Origin of the sequence: Pseudomonas sp. CCOS 191 (assembly GCF_001007005.1) — a bacterium.
GTDB lineage: Bacteria > Pseudomonadota > Gammaproteobacteria > Pseudomonadales > Pseudomonadaceae > Aquipseudomonas > Aquipseudomonas soli.
Window position 1 is genome coordinate 2,196,098 of record NZ_LN847264.1, and the last position, 19,006, is coordinate 2,215,103.

The 19,006-nt window shown below is 66.1% G+C and carries 13 protein-coding genes; 8 read left to right on the plus strand and 5 right to left on the minus strand.

Features of this window, described 5'->3' with window-relative positions; translation table 11 throughout:
• Complete coding sequence (locus tag CCOS191_RS10165) at nt 1-777, minus strand: YqcI/YcgG family protein (RefSeq protein WP_046855075.1); 777 nt, start codon at nt 775-777, stop codon at nt 1-3.
• A gap of 171 nt (nt 778-948) precedes the next feature.
• Between CCOS191_RS10165 and CCOS191_RS10170 the strand changes: the two genes are divergently transcribed.
• Nucleotides 949-1,869, plus strand: coding sequence for a LysR substrate-binding domain-containing protein (locus tag CCOS191_RS10170; RefSeq protein WP_046855076.1), 921 nt, complete (start codon nt 949-951; stop codon nt 1,867-1,869).
• Here CCOS191_RS10170 and CCOS191_RS10175 read toward each other — a convergent pair.
• Nucleotides 1,850-2,761, minus strand: coding sequence for a LysR substrate-binding domain-containing protein (locus CCOS191_RS10175; protein ID WP_046855077.1), 912 nt, complete (start codon nt 2,759-2,761; stop codon nt 1,850-1,852). The two genes, CCOS191_RS10170 and CCOS191_RS10175, sit on opposite strands and share 20 nt — an antisense overlap.
• Before the next feature lie 114 nt (nt 2,762-2,875).
• Between CCOS191_RS10175 and CCOS191_RS10180 the strand changes: the two genes are divergently transcribed.
• The 7 genes from CCOS191_RS10180 to CCOS191_RS10210 all read left to right on the plus strand — a co-directional run bounded on the left by CCOS191_RS10180 (nt 2,876) and on the right by CCOS191_RS10210 (nt 14,201).
• The gene (locus CCOS191_RS10180; protein ID WP_046855078.1) at nt 2,876-4,081 is read left to right on the plus strand and encodes an MFS transporter; all 1,206 of its coding nucleotides are present in this window, start codon (nt 2,876-2,878) and stop codon (nt 4,079-4,081) included.
• A gap of 92 nt (nt 4,082-4,173) precedes the next feature.
• Nucleotides 4,174-6,534, plus strand: coding sequence for a DNA polymerase II (locus CCOS191_RS10185; RefSeq protein WP_046855079.1), 2,361 nt, complete (start codon nt 4,174-4,176; stop codon nt 6,532-6,534).
• A 77-nt stretch (nt 6,535-6,611) separates the two neighbouring features.
• Nucleotides 6,612-11,141 carry an NEL-type E3 ubiquitin ligase domain-containing protein gene (locus CCOS191_RS10190; RefSeq protein WP_046855080.1) on the plus strand — a complete coding sequence of 1,510 codons (4,530 nt, stop codon included), beginning with the start codon at nt 6,612-6,614 and terminating at the stop codon, nt 11,139-11,141.
• Nucleotides 11,142-11,350: 209 nt separating this feature from the next.
• On the plus strand, nt 11,351-11,911 hold the full coding sequence (locus tag CCOS191_RS10195; protein WP_046855081.1) for a DUF4174 domain-containing protein: 561 nt from the start codon (nt 11,351-11,353) through the stop codon (nt 11,909-11,911).
• A gap of 167 nt (nt 11,912-12,078) precedes the next feature.
• The gene (locus tag CCOS191_RS10200) at nt 12,079-12,567 is read left to right on the plus strand and encodes an HvfA family oxazolone/thioamide-modified RiPP metallophore (protein ID WP_046855082.1); all 489 of its coding nucleotides are present in this window, start codon (nt 12,079-12,081) and stop codon (nt 12,565-12,567) included.
• Between the two features lie 97 nt (nt 12,568-12,664).
• Nucleotides 12,665-13,486, plus strand: coding sequence for an HvfB family MNIO-type RiPP peptide maturase (locus CCOS191_RS10205; RefSeq protein WP_038706400.1), 822 nt, complete (start codon nt 12,665-12,667; stop codon nt 13,484-13,486).
• 4 nt (nt 13,487-13,490) lie between these two features.
• Complete coding sequence (locus CCOS191_RS10210; RefSeq protein ID WP_046855083.1) at nt 13,491-14,201, plus strand: HvfC family RiPP maturation protein; 711 nt, start codon at nt 13,491-13,493, stop codon at nt 14,199-14,201.
• A gap of 18 nt (nt 14,202-14,219) precedes the next feature.
• Here CCOS191_RS10210 and CCOS191_RS10215 read toward each other — a convergent pair whose 3' ends face one another.
• The 3 genes from CCOS191_RS10215 to CCOS191_RS10225 all read right to left on the minus strand — a co-directional run bounded on the left by CCOS191_RS10215 (nt 14,220) and on the right by CCOS191_RS10225 (nt 18,903).
• The gene (locus CCOS191_RS10215) at nt 14,220-15,425 is read right to left on the minus strand and encodes an NAD(P)/FAD-dependent oxidoreductase (protein WP_046855084.1); all 1,206 of its coding nucleotides are present in this window, start codon (nt 15,423-15,425) and stop codon (nt 14,220-14,222) included.
• A gap of 131 nt (nt 15,426-15,556) precedes the next feature.
• Complete coding sequence (locus CCOS191_RS10220) at nt 15,557-16,612, minus strand: GlxA family transcriptional regulator (protein ID WP_046855085.1); 1,056 nt, start codon at nt 16,610-16,612, stop codon at nt 15,557-15,559.
• 173 nt (nt 16,613-16,785) lie between these two features.
• On the minus strand, nt 16,786-18,903 hold the full coding sequence (locus CCOS191_RS10225; protein WP_046855086.1) for a TonB-dependent receptor: 2,118 nt from the start codon (nt 18,901-18,903) through the stop codon (nt 16,786-16,788).
• Nucleotides 18,904-19,006: the final 103 nt, after the last annotated feature.

Below are 19,006 nucleotides of genomic sequence, written 5' to 3' on the forward strand. Positions count from 1 at the left end.
TCAGTTCTCGGTAAGGGGTTCAGCTGTTGCGTGGGTATGGAACGGGCAGCGTGCCGGGCTTGGCGAGCCGGGCTCCTGCAACTGGTACTGCTTCCATTCGAAGTTGTCGTCCTGGCCGAAGAAGCCAAGGGTCTGGGGCATGACGCCGTCGTTGTAGTGACGCACCCGCTCGCGAATCCGCGCCCGGATGCGCTGGCCGCTCTCGGTGCCGGCGCTGGCGACCTCGTCGAAGCTCTCCCGCGGGTTGATGACGAAGGCGATGTGCGGGCCCAGGTTGCGGCTTTTCATCAGGCGATGGGCGGGGAAGCTCATGTTGATGAACAGCGGCATGCCGGCGAAGCAGAATGACCAGCGTGTGTCATGCGGGTCCTGCGGGATCTCCTCGGGCCATGGCAGCGTGTCGCGGGCGTGGACCTCGCGCAGCACATCCCAGGCCAGCGCCTGCTGCGCCTCGAGCGAGGAGTCGGCGGCCGTTTCGAGAAACACCAGCAACGGGTTGCCGATACGCTGCTTGAGCGGGATCGGCGTGATGGTGGCGATGTAGTCGGCCAGGCCCCCGGCGATATCCTCGGCCAGCCGTGCGGCGCGGGCGAAGACGATATGGCAGGTGCGCGCCGTGACTGCCTTGCGCCCGAACAGGCAGGGGAAGTCAGGGTTGGCCAGGGTTTCCTTGAAGTGTTCTATGGTCTTGTGTGTCCAGTGGTGGCGGTTCTGGACATGTTCGTCGGCGAGCTCTAGCGCATCCAGGCGGTAGCAGATTCCATAACCCGTAAACATGATTTCCCCAGGTAGATCCGAATGCAGCGTTAATAGAACTTTTTCGTCATATCCGTGCAGGTTGGTTATATATAATTGTTATTTACCGGCATTTTCGGAGATGGGTCCTGCGTTGTAAAACGCCTGGATCTATGACCTACTATTAGCTTCACTCATGCTCTGGAAGGCGCCATGTCGGAACGGATTCAAGCCTTGCACGCCTTGCGCGCCTTCGAAGTGGCCTCGCGCTATGGCTCCTTCACCCGCGCGGCCCAGGAACTGGCCCTTACCCAGGGCGCGGTCAGCCACCACATCAAGACCCTCGAAGCCCTGTTCGGCTGCGACCTGTTCGAGCGCCGCGGCCCCAAGCTGCGCCTGACCGAGCCTGGCCGCCTGCTGGCCCAGGAACTCAAGGTCGGCTTCAAGATCATCGAGAATGCCTGCGCGCTGTTGCGCCAGGATCGCTACGGCGTGCGGCTCAAGGCGCCGTCCACGCTCACCGTGCGCTGGCTGCTGCGGGCCCTGGACGGTTTCAAGAAGGTCGACAACAGCTGTTCGGTGCAATTGTCCAGCGTATGGATGGACATCGATGCGGTGGACTTCTATTCCGAGCCCTATGACTGCGCCATCCTGCTGGGCAACGGGCGCTTCGCGGCGGATGTGGAGAGCCTCAAGCTGTTCGATGAATGGCTGATCCCGGTGTGCCACCCGAGTTACCTCGAGCAGGCGCGGCCGGAACTGTCGGTGCTCTCCGGTTGCGAATTCCTCCACCCCTCGCCGGACCGTCGCGACTGGCGACGCTGGCTGGCGCGCATGGACGCGCTGGACATCAGCATCGACCAGGGCCAGGTGTTCGACACCCTCGACCAGGGTATTTCAGCCGCCCAGCAGGGGCTGGGCATCTCGGTGGTCGACCTGGTGCTGGCCAGCGCCGACCTTGCCGCCGGCAACCTGGCCACGCCGTTCCCCCACGCCGTGGCCACCGGCGACGGTTATTACATGACCTGGCTCAAGTCCAGCCCCAAGGCCCACCAGATGCACAAGCTGCGCGACTACCTGGTGGCGCAGGTGCCGCCGCTGTCGCACAAGGACATCAGCTACCTGTACGGCTGAGGTCGGTGGCCGGCAGCACCCGCTCAAGCATGAAGTCGATGAACACCCGCAGCTTGGGCGGCATCTGCCGCCCGGATGGCCACAGCAGGTAGAAGCTGCCGCGGCGCTCCATGAAGGGGTCGAGCACGCTGACCAGGCTGCCGGCCGCCAGCTCCCGGCGCACGCTGAAGTCCGGCAGGCAGGTGATGCCACGGTGGTTGAGGGCGAAGCAGATGCGCGTCTCGACATGGTTGCAGACCATCGAGATGGGAATGGCGTAGTCCTGCTCGGGGTGTTCCCGGCGCAGCGGCCAGGTTTCCAGCTTGCCGCTGCTGGGGAAACGATAGTGCAGGCAGCTGTGCCCGCCGAGCTCGCGGGGGTGCTGCGGCGTGCCGCGTTCGTGCAGGTACTCGGGGGACGCCACCAGGCGATGCTGGAAATGCCCGAGGAACTTGGCGTTCAGCCTTGAATCCAGCGGCTGGCCGCCGCGCATCACCACGTCGAAACCCTCGCCGACGATATCCACCATGCGGTCGCTGAAGTCCAGGTCCAGTTCGATCTCCGGGTAGCGCGCCATGAACTCGGCCAGCGCCGGCATCACCAGCCCGGTCACCTGCGGCAGGCTCACCCGCAGGCGCCCGCGCGGCGCGCCGCTGGCCTGGGAAAGTGCCTGCTCGGTGGCCTCGATCTCGGCCAGGATGCGCCGGCTGCGCTCGAGGAACAGCGTGCCCTCGGCGGTCAGGGTGATGCTGCGCGTGCTGCGGTGGAACAGGCGCACTCCCAGTTTCTCTTCCAGCCGGGCCACGCGTTTGCCCACGGCTGACGCGCTGATCCCCAGCGATTGGCCGGCGGCGACGAAGCTGCGGGCTTCGGCGACCCGGATGAAGACCATGAAGCCACTGAGGCTGTCCATGCTGTGCTCCGATTGCGGACGCTGGTGTCCTGACTGAGCGGAATTGTACCCGGCTTTTTCCGTAATACCCCAGCGGCGCAAGATGCCTGCCTGTTCGACAAACCGGAGACCATCATGCATTCACCTTCCTCGGCGACCTGCGCCGGCGTATCCCCCGCCAGTGCCACGCGCCTGCCCCTGAGCGGCTTGCTGGCGCTGGCCCTGACCGGCTTCATCGCCATACTCAGCGAGACCCTGCCGGCCGGCCTGCTCGACCAGATCGCCGACGGCATGCAGATCAGCCAGGCCATGGCCGGGCAATGGGTCACCGCCTACGCCTTGGGTTCGTTGCTCACGGCCATCCCGCTGGTGACCCTGACCCAAGGCTGGTGGCGCCGCCGGGCACTGCTGCTGGCCATTGGCGGCTTCATCCTGTTCAACGGGCTGACTGCGGTGTCCTCGGACAACATGCTCACCCTGTTCCTGCGTTTTTGCACCGGTGCCGCCGCCGGCCTGGCCTGGGGCCTGATCGCCGGTCATGCGCGGCGCATGGTGGCACCGGCCCAGCAGGGCAAGGCCATGGCAGTGGCGATGCTGGGGCAGCCCATCGCCTTGTCGCTGGGCTTGCCCATCGGTACCTGGCTGGGGGCATTGATGGGATGGCGGGCCACCTTCGTGATGGTGACCCTGGCCGCATTGCTGTTGGCCGCCTGGGTGGTGCGGGCAGTACCGGACTTTCCCGGCCAGGCTGCGGGCAAGCGCCCCGCGGCCCTGGCGGTGTGGCGCACCCCGGGTGTGGCGCGGGTGCTGCTGGTGATCCTGGCGTGGATACTTGGTCATAACATTCTCTACACCTACATCGTGCCGCTGCTTGCCGCGGCGGGCATGGCCGACGCGGTGGGTCAGGTGCTGATGACCTTCGGCCTGGCCTCGCTGGCCGGCATCGCCCTGGTCGGCCTGGGAGTCGATCGGCATCTGCGCGGGTTGGTGCTGTTGTGCCTGGCCGGCTTCGCCCTGGCGACCCTGGCCTTGGGGCAGGTGCAAGGCGCACCCTGGCTGGTGCATGTCAGCGTGGCGCTGTGGGGGCTGACCTATGGCGGCGCGCCGACGCTGCTGCAAACGGCCTGCGCCGATGCGGCGGGCGAGGGCGGCGATGTGGCGCAGTCGATGCTGGTGACCGTGTGGAACAGCGCCATCGCCCTGGGTGGCATCATCGGTGGGCTGTTGCTGGTGGGCGCCGGGGTCGGGGCGTTTGGCGCGGTGGTGCTGGCACTGGTGGGGTTGGCATGGTTGCTGGTGCTGGGTGGACGCCGAGCCGGGTTCGCCGCCGGCGCCCGCTAGCCCGACGTCCGTATCCGCGAGGCAGCATTTCTGACGACAGGACAGTTACAATCAGCAGGTGCGAACAAAGCAGCGATCCGAGGTCCCCCGCAGTGCAATTGCAACAAGGCTTCGTCCTGACCCGCCACTGGCATGACACGTCCGAAGGCACCTGCGTGGAGTTCTGGCTGGCCACCGACCAGGGGCCCCGGCGCGTGCGCCTGGCCCCGCAGCCCTCGGTGGCTTTCCTGCCCGCCGCCCAGGCCGAACATGCCCGCTTGCTGCTGGCCGATGAACAGGGCGTCGAACTCAAGCCGCTGCAACTGCGCGACTTCGACCTGCGCCCGGTCATGGGCCTGTACTGCCGCCAGCACCGCCAGCTGATCGCCCTGGAAAAACGCTTGCGCGGCGCCGGCATCGAGGTGTTCGAAGCCGATATCCGCCCGCCGGAGCGCTACCTGATGGAGCGCTTCATCACCGCGCCGGTGCGTTTCGATGGCCGCGCCGACGACCAGGGCACCTTGCTTGATGCCCAGCTCAAGCCCGACCCCGACTATCGCCCAACCTTGCGCCTGGTGTCGCTGGATATCGAGACCAGCGAGCGTGGCGAGCTGTACAGCATCGCCCTGGAAGGCTGCGGCCAGCGTCAGGTCTATATGCTCGGGCCGGCCAACGGCGAGGCCGGCGAGCTGGATTTCGACCTGCATTACTGCGCCGACCGCGCCGAACTGATCACCTGCCTCAACCAGTGGCTGGCTTGCCACGACCCCGATGCGATCATCGGCTGGAACCTGGTGCAATTCGACCTGCGCCTGCTGCACGAGCATGCCCAGCGCCTGAAGGTGCCGCTGTGCCTGGGCCGCGACGGCGCGCCGATGCACCTGCGCGAGCATGGCAGCCGCAGCCATTTCTTCGCCGAGGCGCCGGGCCGGTTGTTGATCGACGGTATCGAGGCCCTGCGCTCGGCGACCTGGAGCTTCCCCTCGTTCAGCCTGGAAAGCGTCGCGCAACAGTTGCTCGGCGAGGGCAAGGCCATCGACACACCGTATCAGCGCATGGACGAGATCAACCGCCGGTTCGCCGAGGACAAGCCGGCCCTGGCCCGCTACAACCTCAAGGATTGCGAACTGGTCACGCGGATCTTCGCCCATACCCGGCTGCTGGAGTTCCTGCTCGAACGTTCATCGGTCACCGGCCTTGCCGTGGACCGCAGCGGCGGTTCGGTGGCCGCGTTCTGCCACCTGTATATCCCGCACATGCACCGCCTGGGTTATGTCGCGCCCAACCTGGGCAGTGTCGAGGGCGAGGCCAGCCCAGGCGGCTTCGTCATGGACTCGCGGCCCGGCCTGTACGATTCGGTGCTGGTGCTCGACTACAAGAGCCTGTATCCCTCGATCATCCGCACCTTCCTGATCGACCCGGTGGGCCTGGTCGAGGGCTTGCGCCAGCCGGACGACACACATTCGGTGGAGGGTTTTCGCGGCGGGCGTTTCTCGCGCAGCCAGCATTGCCTGCCGGCGATTGTCGAACGGGTGTGGCAGGGCCGCGAGGCGGCCAAGCGTGACGGCAACGCGCCGCTGTCGCAGGCGCTGAAGATCATCATGAACGCCTTCTACGGCGTGCTTGGCTCCAGCGGCTGCCGCTTCTTCGACCCGCGGCTGGCGTCGTCGATCACCATGCGCGGGCACCAGATCATGCGCCAGACCCGGGCACTGATCGAAGCGCGGGGCTTTGATGTGATCTACGGCGATACCGACTCCACCTTCGTCTGGCTCAAAGGCGCCCACGACGAAGAGGGCGCGGCGCGCATCGGCCGCGAGCTGGTGGCCGAGGTCAACCAGTGGTGGCGCCGCCACCTGGTCGAGACCCTGTGCCTGGACAGCGCCCTGGAGCTGCAATACGAAACCCACTACCGGCGTTTTCTCATGCCGACTATCCGTGGCGCCGACGAAGGCAGCAAGAAACGCTATGCCGGCCTGGTACGACGTGGCGACGGCAGCGAGGAGATGGTCTACAAGGGCCTGGAGTCTGTACGCACCGACTGGTCGCCCCTGGCCCGACAGTTCCAGCAGGAGCTCTATGGCCGGGTATTTCGGGGCCAGCCATATCGCGACTATGTGCGCGGCTATATCAAGCGCACCCTGGCCGGTGAACAGGATGAATTGCTGGTCTATCGCAAGCGTCTGCGCCGGCCGCTGGCCGACTACCAGCGCAACGTGCCGCCGCATGTGCGCGCGGCGCGGCTCGCGGACGAGTACAACGCCCGTCTCGGGCGCCCATTGCAGTACCAGCGCGGCGGCTGGATCAGCTATGTCATCACCACGGCCGGCCCGGAGCCCTTGGAGAACCGCCAGGCGCCCTTGGACTACGACCACTACCTGACCCGCCAGCTACAACCGGTGGCCGATGCCATCCTGCCCTTTGTCGCCGATGACTTCGCGGCGCTGATCGATCGTCAGCTGGCGCTGTTCTGAGTGCGGTGGTAGCCGGCTAGTGCGAGGCGCAAGGCAGCTGTCCCTAAGCTGTGGCCTCCAGCACAAGGAGACCACGCATGCCCACCGACAGCGATTCAGGGGTTGCGCAAAGCGACGACATGCTCAGGCTCGAACAGGCATTCCAGGATGGCCTGATCGCCAAGCGGCTGCCTGAGTGGTTGCACGGGCTTGGCGATGCCCCGCTGGCGGAACTGAGCGCCGCGCTCAAGACCAGCCTTGACTGCCGGCAACGGCTGCAGGCGCGCTGGGGGCGTGTGCAGGGGATCGAAGCGTTTGTCGGTGCGGCCTTGCAGGATGCCTTCGACAAACGATTCGCCACAGGGGTCGATGTCGGCACCCTGTGGTTTCGCCAAGGGTATCCGGTGCCGTTGCGCGGTCAGTACTTCACCACCCGGGTTCCGGTTTCGGGTACTGACTATGCGCAGGTACCGCTGGTGGAAGCCACACTGCGCAATTTCGTCGCCAGCGAGTCCACGCCTACCGGTCAACCGCGTGGCAACGGCCTGTTCGACGGGACCGGGGGGCGTCTTGACCAACCCAGCGCGATCGGGTTTGCCCGGTTATGCCGCGAACTGGATGCTGGCGCACGCTACCAGCGCCACCTGGAAGCAGTCCTTGACCCGCCCGGTGAGCAAAGCATGCGTGAGTTGCTGGCGCGGTTGCTGCATTCCACGTTTGTTGTCGATGCGTACAAGGCCAATGCCGACGGCATCCTCAGTGCCGCCGAGCTCGACCTGCTTCTGCGTGTGTGCCGCAATGGCGAGCCGCAGGCCCTGGATGGGGCGCCGGTGGTTGTCAAGCAACTGCGCGTGCTGGAGTGCGCGCTGGAGCAGATCATCGTGTTTGACATCGTCGATCAGGGCTGGTTGCGCAATACCAGCAAGCGCATCCTCTGCTACATCCCGGGTGACCCACACGGCCCCTGGAGTACCCATCCCGACCTGGAGCACCTTAGCCGCAAGCGGCTGGGTCGCCACTTGCGCGATGGCGCCTACCTGAAGTTCTTCAGCCGTTTTCTGAGGCGCCGCGACAGCCAGCGCTTCTTTTCGACCGTCATCGAGTTGTACCGGGATGTGGCGATCTGGGCTACCCGTGACCTCCAGGTACACATGCGCCCCATGGCACAGCCGCTGTTCGACCAACTGGCGGCGGCGCGCATCGCGCAGATCAAGGATGATGCCGCAATGATTGCGCCCCCCGTTGCGCAGATCGACCGGGAGGTGCAGCGGGCCCATGACCGGCGCCTTGCCGCCGAGGGATGGATGCTTGTCGCTCTGGCGGGGTTCTTCGTCCCTGTGGTTGGGGCCGCGCTGCTTGCGGTCTTTGCCTGGGATCTGCTCACCGAGGTTTTCCATGGTGTGGAGGATTGGCATGAAGGCGACACGTCTGCGGCCCTCGATCATCTGACGCATGTACTGCGGGATATTGCCGTGATGGCGGCGACCGGTGCGGGCGTGTCGATAGTGCGTCAGGCGTGGACGCGTTCGGTGCTGGTCGACAGCCTGGTACCGGCGCAAATGGAAAATGGCGAAACGAAACTGTGGAACCAGGACTTGGCGACTTATCGCAGTGAGGCGCCACTGTTGGCTGCGCGGCAGGGTAGCGATGGCGTCCAGCGGCATGCTGGGCAAGCGTTCATCGAGATGGATGGGCAGCACTATCCGGTGCAGCGGCGCAGCGTGGATGGCGCGTGGCAATTGTGCCCCCGGGCAGGCTTCGGCCCTGTGTTGCGCGGCAACGGCGCCGGAGCTTGGCGGTTGGCCAGTGCGCAGCCGTCGTGCTGGCAGGGCGCGCGCCTGATGTTTCTTCGATTGGGCAGACCGTTCAGCGAGCTGGATGCTGCCAGGGTTGACGCAGTATTGAGTATCCACGGGATTGGCACAGGCAATCTGCGGGTCTTGCATATGGAAAACCAGGTGCCCGATCCCTGGCTCTGTGACAGCGTCGAACGCCTGCTCCTGGAGGCGCGCATAGGTCGGGCGATCATGGATCTGCGTTCTGGTGTGGGCAGCGAGGATCACGAGCTGCTGCGCCATGCCCGGCGCTTGCCGGATATGCCAGGGCTGGAGGGCGCGCGGCTTGCCGAGCAGATTGGAGTGTACCGCCGGCAGTTGCTGCAGGCGCTGTACGACAGTGGACAGGAACCCGATACGGCCGCAATCGCCGCGCTGCGACGAGTCTTTACAGGCTTGCACAGACGGGCGGCGCAGGCCTTGCTGGAAGGTGCCGATGCCGACGACTACCGGCGCCTGGTCGAGACCGGCAGGATACCCATGCGCCTGGCCGAGAGTGCCAGGGCGAGCGTCGCGCGGATCCGTACGGTGCGGGTTCTGGAGGCCCTGCATTACGACATGCCGCAATCTGCGGACCTTGCGCGGGTGGTGATAGGGCTGCTCGACGGGCTGACGAGCGCTTCCCCGCCTATACGTTGGCGCCTGCTGGACCAGCATGTCGGTGGGCCGGTGCTGGCCGCGGGTGGCGAGCCCGCGACGGCAACCGGCCTGTTGCACCTCGATGGCCGGTTTGTGCGCTTGGATCCACAGGGCAACGCCGTGGGAGAGGCGGGTGACCTGTTCGAGGTCATGGCCGCTGCCTACGACGCTGACCAACTCACGGCGCTGGGCCTGGGCGCACCGTTTGCCGCCAGCCTGCGCCTGGCGGTGAGGCGGCGCGCCGTTGCCGACCGGCAGGCCGTGGAGCGCCTGTTGTCACCCGTGCGGCCAGGTGCCATCCGCACGCCATCGCGGCTGCAGGACGGTCGCTTCGGCTATCTGCTGAGCGGTCGCCTGCCCGGCAGAGGGTGGCGCAGGGGCAGGCCGCAGGCCCTGCTCGACAGGGTGCACGGCCTGTTTCCAGCCTTGGAGCAGGCAGAGCTTGATACGTGGATCAGCGCGGTCCAGGCCTCGGGGCGGCGCGTCGAGGAGGTCCTGGCGACGGTTCGTGCGCAATCCGGACTGTTGCGCCAGCAGCTGGAACGCTGGGTCAGAAGCGTTTCGGGTGGCGAGGCCCGTGAACAGCGCCGCTACTTCGGTGACGCGCTCATGCGGTGCTGGCAACGCAGTACGTTCGAAGAGTCCATTCATCGCTTCCCTCCGATCGAGCTCTGGTGGAGCCAGATGGGCGCCAGGCCAGGCGTACTCCCGGAACTGCCGGATCAAATCCGTCTAAGTCGCGTTGCGATCCTGTCACTGCGCGGCATGGAACTGGAAGCGGTTCCCGACAGTTTTCTCCAGACGTTTGCCAATCTCAGAGTACTGGAGCTGCCCGGCAACAGGCTGACTCGTCTGCCGGCGCAATTGCAGCATATGCGCCAGTTGCAGTGCCTGGACCTGTACAACAACCAGATCGCGCTGGATCCTGGTCAAAGCGCAGTGCTCGCCGGTTGCGAAGCGCTCACCTACCTGAATCTTTCCCACAACCCGCTCGGGCGCACGTTCTCGGTGCATGCGATGACGCGGCTCAACGAATTGCGTCTGAACGGCAGCAGGATCGCTGCGCTGCCCCACGGCACGCTGGAGTGCCAGCGGCTGGTTACACTCGATGTGCGCAACAATCTCATTACCGAGCTGCCCGAGGCCTTCTACCAGGCGCGGCCATGGGTCCGTGGGCGGGTCTGGCTGCAGGGCAACCCGTTGAGCATCAGCCAGCAGCAGCGATTGCGTGCCGCCGTGGCCAGCCCCGTACCGTCGGCGGAAGTGGTCGAGGCCGAGGTACTGCCGCGTATGTGCTGGATGGATGCGATCGACGAGGAGAACCGCGATGAGCTGGGATCGGCCTGGGCGTTGGTGGAGGGAAGCGAAAGCGGCGAGGCGTTCTTCCAACTGCTCCAAGGGCTGTCGGCGACAGCGGACTTCGACAGCCCTGCCGGTGCCCGCGATCTTGCCTTCCGGGTACTGGAGATGCTCAGGGCCATGGACGCCGACAGTGGACTGCGTGAGGAGCTCTTCGGCCATGCTCGCAACGTTACCTGTCAGGACAGTGTAACCCTGCGTTTCAGTGATCTGGAGGTGCGTCTGCTGGTATTTCTGACGGAACAGGAGAGCGCAGTGGGTAATAGCGAGCGTGCCCTGCTGGATCTGGGGCGGCGATTGTGGCGGCTGGAGGCGGTCGACCGCATAGCCCTGGAGGATGTACAGGCACGGCGGGCAGCAGGTGAGGGCACTGACGAGATCGAAGTAGCGCTGGCTTATCGACTGGCACTGCGCGATGACCTCGACCTGCCTTTGCGTATCAACGAGATGCTGTTTCGCAATCTGGCCGGTGTCGGCCCTCAGCAGGTCGCCCGGGCCCGTGAACGCGTGCTGGCGGCAGAAAGCAGCGAGGCGCTTGCGATTTCACTGGTCGACAGGGACTTCTGGCACCAGCATCTGCGCCATGCCTACACGGCACGTTTCGAAGGCCTCGACATCCCCTATCATGCCCGTGTGGAGGCATTGATGACCCAGGGCGAACTAACGGAGGCAGAGCGCCTGCGGCAGATCGGCCAGGTACAGCACGCACGTACCCAGGCTGAACGTGCGTTGATGCTCGACCTTACTCGACAGGCATTGGCAATGCTGGTCGAGCGGGAAATCTTCGTTCGCTGAGTTCACTTCGGGCCTTGATGGCTTTGGACTATGCTCAAGGTCGGGAGTGGCGATTCCGTAAAGGGTGTCAGCAAGATCTGCGAGGCTTGCGGAAACTGCTGGTTACCTTTGACCCAAGCACATGGATGAACACTTGGTTTAGGCTCCCGGCCCGGATCTTTCTCCCTGATCTGCAGTCTTTGGTTTATCGAGAGAATAAGGAGATGCGCATGCTCGTTCGGTCACTGACCCTCGCCACCTTGCTCGCCGTAGCCGGCCCTTTGCACGCCGCCGACAGCGATGCCCCGCTGGCCAAGGAACTGGGCAAGGCCAGGCCGTTGGTGGTCATCGCCCCGAGTTCGGCCGACCCGACCCTGCGCGGCCTGGAACAGGCGCTGAACGATCCCGCTACCCAGGCCGGATTCAAGGAGCGTGGCCTGGTGCTGTACAGCGTCGCCAGCATGATGGGCAAGCGCGAGGACAAGAACCTCGAGCAGCAGACCACCATGGCGTTGATCCGTGAGCTCAAGCTGGGCGCCAGCAAGGGCACAAAAGTGATCCTTGTAGGCAAGGACGGCGAACGCCATGTGCTCAAGGACGACGACAGCGGCGAGAAGCTCGACCCGCAGGTGATCTTCAAGGCGGTCGATGCGCTGCCGGCCAGTGAGCAGGCAGTGACAGCGCCGGAGCCGGTAGCCGCTGCGCCAGCCGAACCAAAGGCCAAGGACAGCAAGGCCAAACCGAGCAAACCCGCCAAACCTGCCGCGCCGCCCAAGCCGCTGGAAGACTGACGCCTCTGTCACGGCCTTCTGCGCCAGCAGAAGGCCGTTCTTGTATCCCTGTGTATCTGCGCCTCGCCCCGACCCACTGCCATACAAAACCACGCTCGCTCCGATACATCGACGACACACCGCTGCGGCTCAATGGCTCCACTTTCCAACCACAGTGGAGCGACACCATGAAAACGACCCGTCAAACCCTCGGCCTGCTCGGCGCCACCCTGCTCGGCGGCATGGTCCTTGGCAACAGCGCCTTCGCAGTAGAACCATTGACCCAGGGCTACCAACTGGCCGCTGCCAAGACCCCTGGCGAAGGCAAGTGCGGCGAGGGCAAGTGCGGTGCCGGCGGCAAGGCCACGCAAAGCGAAGGCAAGTGTGGCGAGGGCAAGTGTGGCGCCAGCGCCAAGGCCGGCGCCGAGGGCAAGTGCGGTGAGGGCAAGTGCGGCGACGCCTCGTTCGCCCGCACCGACAGCAACCATGATGGCAAGGTCTCGCGCGAGGAGTTCCTGGCAGTGGCCAAGGACCGGGCGGCCGACTTCGACAAGATCGACCGCAACCACGATGGCTTCATTTCCGAGCAGGAGGCCCACGATCACCTGGCGGCGATCTACAAGGCTAATGGCAAGGCGATGCCCGACGGGCTGTTCAGCCACCTGACCAGGTCCTGAAGCCTGTCGCGGGGCCAGCCCGCTCCCACCGGCATTTGCCCTGTGGGGGCGGGCTGGCCCCGCGATGCCGATCCCTGCCATACGGAACCCTCCGATCATGCCCCAACACACCTTGCACACCGGTCTCGGCCTGCGCCGCGGCCTGCTGCCCGACCTGCTGACCATGGAGGCGGGCGCGGTGGACTTCCTCGAGTGCGCCCCGGAGAACTGGATCGGTGTCGGCGGCGCCTTCGGCCAGGGCCTGGCGCGCCTGGCCGAGCGCTTTGCCATCGCCTGCCACGGCCTGTCGTTGTCATTGGGTGGCACCGCGCCGCTGGACCTCGGCTTCCTCCAGCGCACCCGACAGTTCCTCGACCAGCACCAGGTGCGGATGTACAGCGAGCACCTGAGCTATTGCAGCGACGACGGTCACCTCTATGACCTGATGCCGATTCCGTTCACCGACGAGGCCGTCCACCATGTGGCCGCCCGCATCCGCCAGGCCCAGGACATCCTTGGCCGGCGCATCGCCGTGGAGAACATCAGCTACTACGCCGCGCCGTACCAGGCGATGGCCGAGCTGGATTTCGTCCGCGCCGTGCTCGACGAGGCCGACTGCGATCTGCTGCTGGACGTCAACAACGTCTTCGTCAACGCCTGCAACCACCGTTACGACGCCCGGGCCTTCCTCGCCGGCCTTCCCCGCGAGCGGGTGGTGGGCATGCATGTGGCCGGTCACTATGACGAGGCGCCGGACCTGAAGGTCGACACCCACGGCGCGCCGGTCAAGGAGGATGTCTGGGCCTTGTTCGCCGACGCCTGCCAGCGCTTCGGCGCGCAACCCACCGTGCTCGAGCGTGACTTCAACTACCCGCCGCTGGCCGAGTTGCTGGCCGAGACGGCGCGCATTCGCGATGTGCAACGTGCCCATGGAGCGTAAGACCATGACCGAAACCCTGCGCCACCAGCAGTTCACCCTGGCCCGCCACCTGCGCGACCCGGTCGGCAACCCGCCGCCGCCCGGTATCGAGGCGCGGCGCCTGAAGGTCTACCGCGAACTTTTCTACGGCGCCATCGAAGGGCTGTTGGCCGGCAGTTTTCCGGTGATGCGCCGGACCCTTGGCGATCAGCGCTGGCATGCCCGGGTGCGTGACTTCTACGCCCATTACCGTAGCCAGACGCCGCTGTTCACCGAAGTAGCCGAAGCCTTCATCGACTACCTGCAGGGCGTTGCGCCGGACGCTCCCTGGCAGCTGGAGCTGGCGCACTACGAATGGATCGAAGCGCAGTTGTACCTGAGCGACGCCGAGGATCCGCCGCATGATCCGGACGGCGACCTGTTGGCCGGCGAGCCGCTGCTGTCGTGCGTGGCCCAGGTGCTGGCCTACCGCTGGCCGGTGGAGCGCATCGGCCCCGAGTATCAGCCCGACGAGGCGCCGGAGCAGTCCACCTTGTTGCTGGTGTACCGCGACGCCGACCTGCAGGTGCGTTTCGCCCGGTTGGCGCCTTTGGCCTGGCAGCTGCTGGTGGGCTTGCCCGGCACCGGGCGCGAGCGCTTGCGGGCGCTGGGGAATCAGCACCTGCAGCAGGGGCTGCAGATGCTGAGACAGTTGCGTGAGCAGGGCATCATCGTCGGTACTCGAGATGCCCTGTAGGCGCGCGCAGATGTACCGTCAGGCCACCGGGATCAACGGATCGGCCGCTGCCAGCGCTGCCGCGCGGTCCGCCGCCGGCGGATAGATCCATACCGAATTGATCTGCTGCTTGAGCTGCTTGGCCTCGGCCTTGTCCGTCGGCGGCGAGACGGTGCGCTCCCAGCCTTCGGTGTACACCGCGCCCCAGGCGCCCAGGTCCAGGCAGGTGACGTACTTGGGCTGGCTGTAGGTCATCGGCGCCACGCCGATCAGTTCGGCGGCGGCATTGTTGCCGGCGTAGCGGCCCAGCGGGATGGCATGCTGGCAGGACATCACCGCGTAGTTGCCGGCCTCGTCGCAGGCAGCGTAGGCCACATCGCCCGCGGCGTACACCGCCGGGTTGCCGATGACCTTGAGGTTGCCATCCACATGCAGGCGGCCCTGGCGGTCGCGTTCGCCGCTGATCTGCTCGGTCAGTGGGTTGGCCTTGAAGCCCACGGTCCAGACAACGGTGTTGGCGGCGATGCGTTCACCGTTGTCCAGCAGCACGCCGCCGCCATCCACCGAGGCCACCGTGGCGCCGCAGATCCACTCGATCCCCAGCGCCGCCGATGCCTGTTCGATGGCCGGGCGAATGCCGTCGCCCAGGGCGGCGCCGATCTTCGCGCCGCGGTCGACCACGACGATGCGCGGCTTGACCTTGTCGCCCAGGATCGCCCGCAGCCGGCTGGGCAGCTCGGTGGCGGTCTCGATGCCGGTGAAGCCGCCACCGGCCACCACCACGGTATTGCGTGCCGGGCTGTCGGGGCGGGCGGCCAGGGACTTGAGGTGTTCTTCCAGGCGGGTGGCCGAGTCGATCTTGTCGACATCGAAGGCGTGCTGGTCGAAGCCTTCCAGCGCCGGGCGGTTGAGCAGGCTGCCGCAGGCCATGATCAGGCGGTCGTAACCCAGCTTGGCCTCGATACCACCCGCTTGACGATAGGCCACCTGCTGGCTGGCCTGGTCGATGTGGTAGGCCGTGCCTTTGACGAAGCGCACGTTGACCGCGTCGAACAGCGCCTGCAAGGGAGCGGCCATGGTGTGTACGTCGGGTTCGTAGAAGCGTGGGCGGATGTGCAGCTCCGCCTGGGGCGCGAGCACGGTGATCAGCACGTCGTCGCGTTTGTGCAGGTCGAGCAGGCGAGCGGCGCCGAGGGCGCTCCACAGCCCGGCGAAGCCTGCGCCAATGATCAGGATCTGTTTCATGAGGGGCTCCTGGATGCCGCGATTATCGATGTTGTCGCTGCGGCAGTGGAAAAAGGGTACGCCTAGTGAGTGAGCCTGGATGTCGGCCCGACAGGCGTGCTGCAGATGCTAAGCGCCCCTCAGGTTTGCCCCTAGGCCAAAGAACCCTGGATTTCGGCCAGCGGCACGCTGCGGGCGAAGCGCGCCCGATAGTCCCGCGGGGTCACCGCCAGGTGGCGCTGGAACGCCAGGCGCATGCGCTCCTCGCTGCCGAACCCGCATTGGCGGGCGACCTGCTCGATATGCTGGCCCGAGTTTTCCAGCAAGCGGCGCGCCGCCTCCAGGCGGAACACCTCGATGGCCTTGGCCGGGGTGCGGCCGGTCTTGTGCTTGTACACCCGGGTGAAGTTGCGCAGGCTCATGCGCGCCTGTTCGGCCAGCCGCTCGACCGTCAGCCGCGGGTCGCCCAGGTGCTCGCTGAGCCATAGGTGCAGGGTCTCGAAGGCGTCGCTGTCCTCGCCCTGGGCCTTGAGCAGTTCGCTGAACTGCGCCTGGCCGCCGGGGCGCTTGAGGAACACCACCAATTCGCGGGCCACCTGCATGGCCACCTCGCGGCCGCAGTCGGCCTCGACCAGGGCCAGCGCCAGGTCGATGCCGGCGCTGACGCCGGCCGAAGTCCACACCTGGTCCTGCTGCACGAAGATCGATTCGGCATCCACCTCGATGGCCGGGAAGCGTCGGTGCAGGGCATCGCACATCGCCCAGTGGGTGGCGGCCCGGCGGCCATCGAGCAGGCCGGCGGCGGCCAGCAGGAAGGTGCCGCTGCATACCGAAGCGGTACGTCGGGCGCGTTGGGCGGCCTTGGCCAGCCAGGCGACCAGTTCGGCGTGATCAGGGAGGGTGCGGACGATCTCCGGGGCGCCGGGCACGACCAGCGTGTCGAAGGGCTCGTGCAGCCAGGGCGCCAGTGGCTCGGTGGCGACGGCCAGGCCCTCGGCGGTGGCCACCAGGCCCCCTTCGAGGCTGGCGGTGACCACCCGGTAGCCGGGTAGGCCGCGCGCGGCGCGGGCCTTGGTCGCGGCCCAGAACACCGTCTGCGCGCCGCTGAGGTCGAGCAGGCCCATCTGCGGGTAGGCGAGGAACAGCAAGGTGCGCGGCTGGTCAAGCGCGTGCACGGGCGCTGCGGGAATCTGCGGGATGTCGGTCATGGCGCGCTGCTTGTGGACGGGGCGTAGGCCCTAGTCGAGCAGGTGGCGCGATGATGTTCAAGCACGACGCGATGGCCGTCAGGCCTGGCTCTTGCGGGAGCGGGCTTGCCCCGCGATTGCAGCATCAGCCGCATCGCGGGGCCAGCCCGTTCCGACGCTGTTACCTAGCCGACCTAGAAGCTGTAGTCCACCGTGGCGAAATACGAGCGCGGCGCGCCCAGCAGCCACTGTTCGCCGCTGTAGCTCGACTGGGCGTACTCGCGATCGAACAGGTTGTTCACCTGCAGGCCCAGGCGCACGTCGGGCAGCACCTGCCAGCCGATGTTGGCATCGACCACGGTGTAGCCCGGCACGCGTTGGTCATTGGCGGCGCTGGTATAGCGGGCGTCTACGTAGCGCAGGCCAATACCGGTGTCGACGCTTTGCCCGAAGCCTTTGCTCAGCCACAGGTTGGCGGTACGCCGTGGGACGTCCTGCGGGTGGTTGCCAGACCGGTCGTAGGAAACGCCTCGGCTGAGTTGAGTGAAATCATCGTACTTGGCGCGCACCAAGGCTGCGTTGCCTGACAGTTGCCATTGATTGCCCAGCGCCAGCTCCAGGCTTGCCTCCAGGCCATCGGAGGTCTGTTGGCCTGCCTGCTGGCTGCGCTTGGAGACCACGTCGTACACCGGCAGCTTCTTCTTGACGATGTGGTAGGCCGCCAACGTCCATTCGCCGCGTCCGTCCCAGAACCGTTGCTTGAGGCCGAACTCGGTCTGCTTGGCTTCGGTCAGTTCAAGGCGTTGCTCCGGGCGCAGGGTCAGCAGGTCACCGACACCATCCTCGCTGGTGGAGTACTGGCCGTACACCGACAGATCGTCAGTCAGCGCGTACACCAGGCCGGCGCGCCAGTTGCCGCCACGCAGGCTCTGGTCTTCGCGAGTGTCCTTCACCAGGTCGTTGCGGTCGATGTGGTTCTGGTCGCGGCGTATGCCGGTGACCAGCGACAGGCGCTCGGTCAGTTGCGTGCGGTTTTCGGCGAACAGCGAGAAGGTGCTGGTTTTCGACAGCGTCTGCGGGCGCGTCGGATCGGCACTGTGGAACCCGCCGGGCGCCGGCCGCCAAGGGTCGAGAGGGTCGGTGTAGCCATCATCGTAGGGCGAGTTGCTGTCGATGTTGAAGCGGATCTTGTTGTACTCGGCGCCCACCACGGTCTTGCTGGCCAGGCCGAACAGCGAGTGATCGAAGGTGAAGCTCTGGCGGTCGCCGATCTGCTCCTGGTTGTGCTTGATCTCCAGGAAACTGCCGCGCTGGATCACTCCGGCATCCCAGGCGTATTCCTCGGCATTGCGCCAGTGGCGACGGCTCTTGATGTAGTACAGCTGGTTGCTGGCGCTGATGCTGTCGCTGATGTTCCAGTCGCTGGTCAGCCGTGTCCACTCATCGTGGTAGCGCTGCTGGTCATTGCTGACGTTGTAGTTCTTGTTGCGCACGCTGCTGCGTAGATGGCCGTCGATCAGCGGCGTGCCGTAGTAGTTGGCAGGTTGCGCGTCGCCGCGTTCGTGGGACAAGGTGAAACTCAGGTCGTCACTGGCATCGAAGCGCAGCGCGCCGGAAAACGCCAGGCTGCGCGAATCGGTGCGGTCGACCCAGCCGTTGCCCGCCTGCTGGTTCAGGGTGGCGCGGTAGCTCAGGCGCTCGCTCAGGCTGCCGCCGCTGTCCAGCCCCAGTTGCTGGCGGTCCCAGGAGCCATAGCCCAGGCGCAGGTGGTTGCGGATATCACCGCTGAAGGGCTTTTTCGGAATCACGTTGACCGTTGCCCCGGTGGCGCCTTCGCCATACAGCACCGAGGCAGGCCCACGGATCACATCGATACGCTCGACCATCCAGGGATCGACCGGGTAGGTGAGGGTGCCGGCGCCGGCGTACAGGCGCGACCCGTCGAACAGGGTCATCACCGAACTCTGGCCCGTGAAGCCGCGCGCCGACAAGCCGGTGCCGCCATCGCCAGGGGTACCGATGAAGGTGATGCCCGGCGAGCGGGTCACGGCATCCTGTACCGTGGTGTTGTTGCGCTGCTGGATCTGCGCGGCGGTGATGCTGCTGGTGCTCGCCGGGGTTTCCAGGGCACTGAGGTTCAGACGTGAACCGGCCTGGGTGGGGGTGGCCAGGTCGACGGTCTGCGGGTCGCGGCTGTCGGTGATCGCCGTGGAGGGCAGGGTGAGCGCAGGGCTGGGCTGCTCGTCGGCCAGCGCCGGCAGGGACACGGCCAGGCAGGCCGCCAGGGTGTGAAGCTTGTTGATACGGGACATGTCGTTCCACTGCTGCAGGAAAGAATGGATCCCGGTGGAAAACACGCAACGGCGAAGCGCGCGCAGGCGCGCACGCGAATACCGGCCTGCGCCCGCCCACCGC

Coding starts and splice junctions, on each gene's coding strand:
- CCOS191_RS10180 (WP_046855078.1), top strand. CDS start 2,876: ATGCATTCACCTTCCTCGGCGACCTGCGCCGGCGTATCCCCCGCCAGT.
- CCOS191_RS10190 (WP_046855080.1), top strand. CDS start 6,612: ATGCCCACCGACAGCGATTCAGGGGTTGCGCAAAGCGACGACATGCTC.
- CCOS191_RS10210 (WP_046855083.1), top strand. CDS start 13,491: ATGACCGAAACCCTGCGCCACCAGCAGTTCACCCTGGCCCGCCACCTG.
- CCOS191_RS10195 (WP_046855081.1), top strand. CDS start 11,351: ATGCTCGTTCGGTCACTGACCCTCGCCACCTTGCTCGCCGTAGCCGGC.
- CCOS191_RS10200 (WP_046855082.1), top strand. CDS start 12,079: ATGAAAACGACCCGTCAAACCCTCGGCCTGCTCGGCGCCACCCTGCTC.
- CCOS191_RS10220 (WP_046855085.1), bottom strand. CDS start 16,612: ATGACCGACATCCCGCAGATTCCCGCAGCGCCCGTGCACGCGCTTGAC.
- CCOS191_RS10170 (WP_046855076.1), top strand. CDS start 949: ATGTCGGAACGGATTCAAGCCTTGCACGCCTTGCGCGCCTTCGAAGTG.
- CCOS191_RS10165 (WP_046855075.1), bottom strand. CDS start 777: ATGTTTACGGGTTATGGAATCTGCTACCGCCTGGATGCGCTAGAGCTC.
- CCOS191_RS10225 (WP_046855086.1), bottom strand. CDS start 18,903: ATGTCCCGTATCAACAAGCTTCACACCCTGGCGGCCTGCCTGGCCGTG.
- CCOS191_RS10215 (WP_046855084.1), bottom strand. CDS start 15,425: ATGAAACAGATCCTGATCATTGGCGCAGGCTTCGCCGGGCTGTGGAGC.
- CCOS191_RS10205 (WP_038706400.1), top strand. CDS start 12,665: ATGCCCCAACACACCTTGCACACCGGTCTCGGCCTGCGCCGCGGCCTG.
- CCOS191_RS10175 (WP_046855077.1), bottom strand. CDS start 2,761: ATGGACAGCCTCAGTGGCTTCATGGTCTTCATCCGGGTCGCCGAAGCC.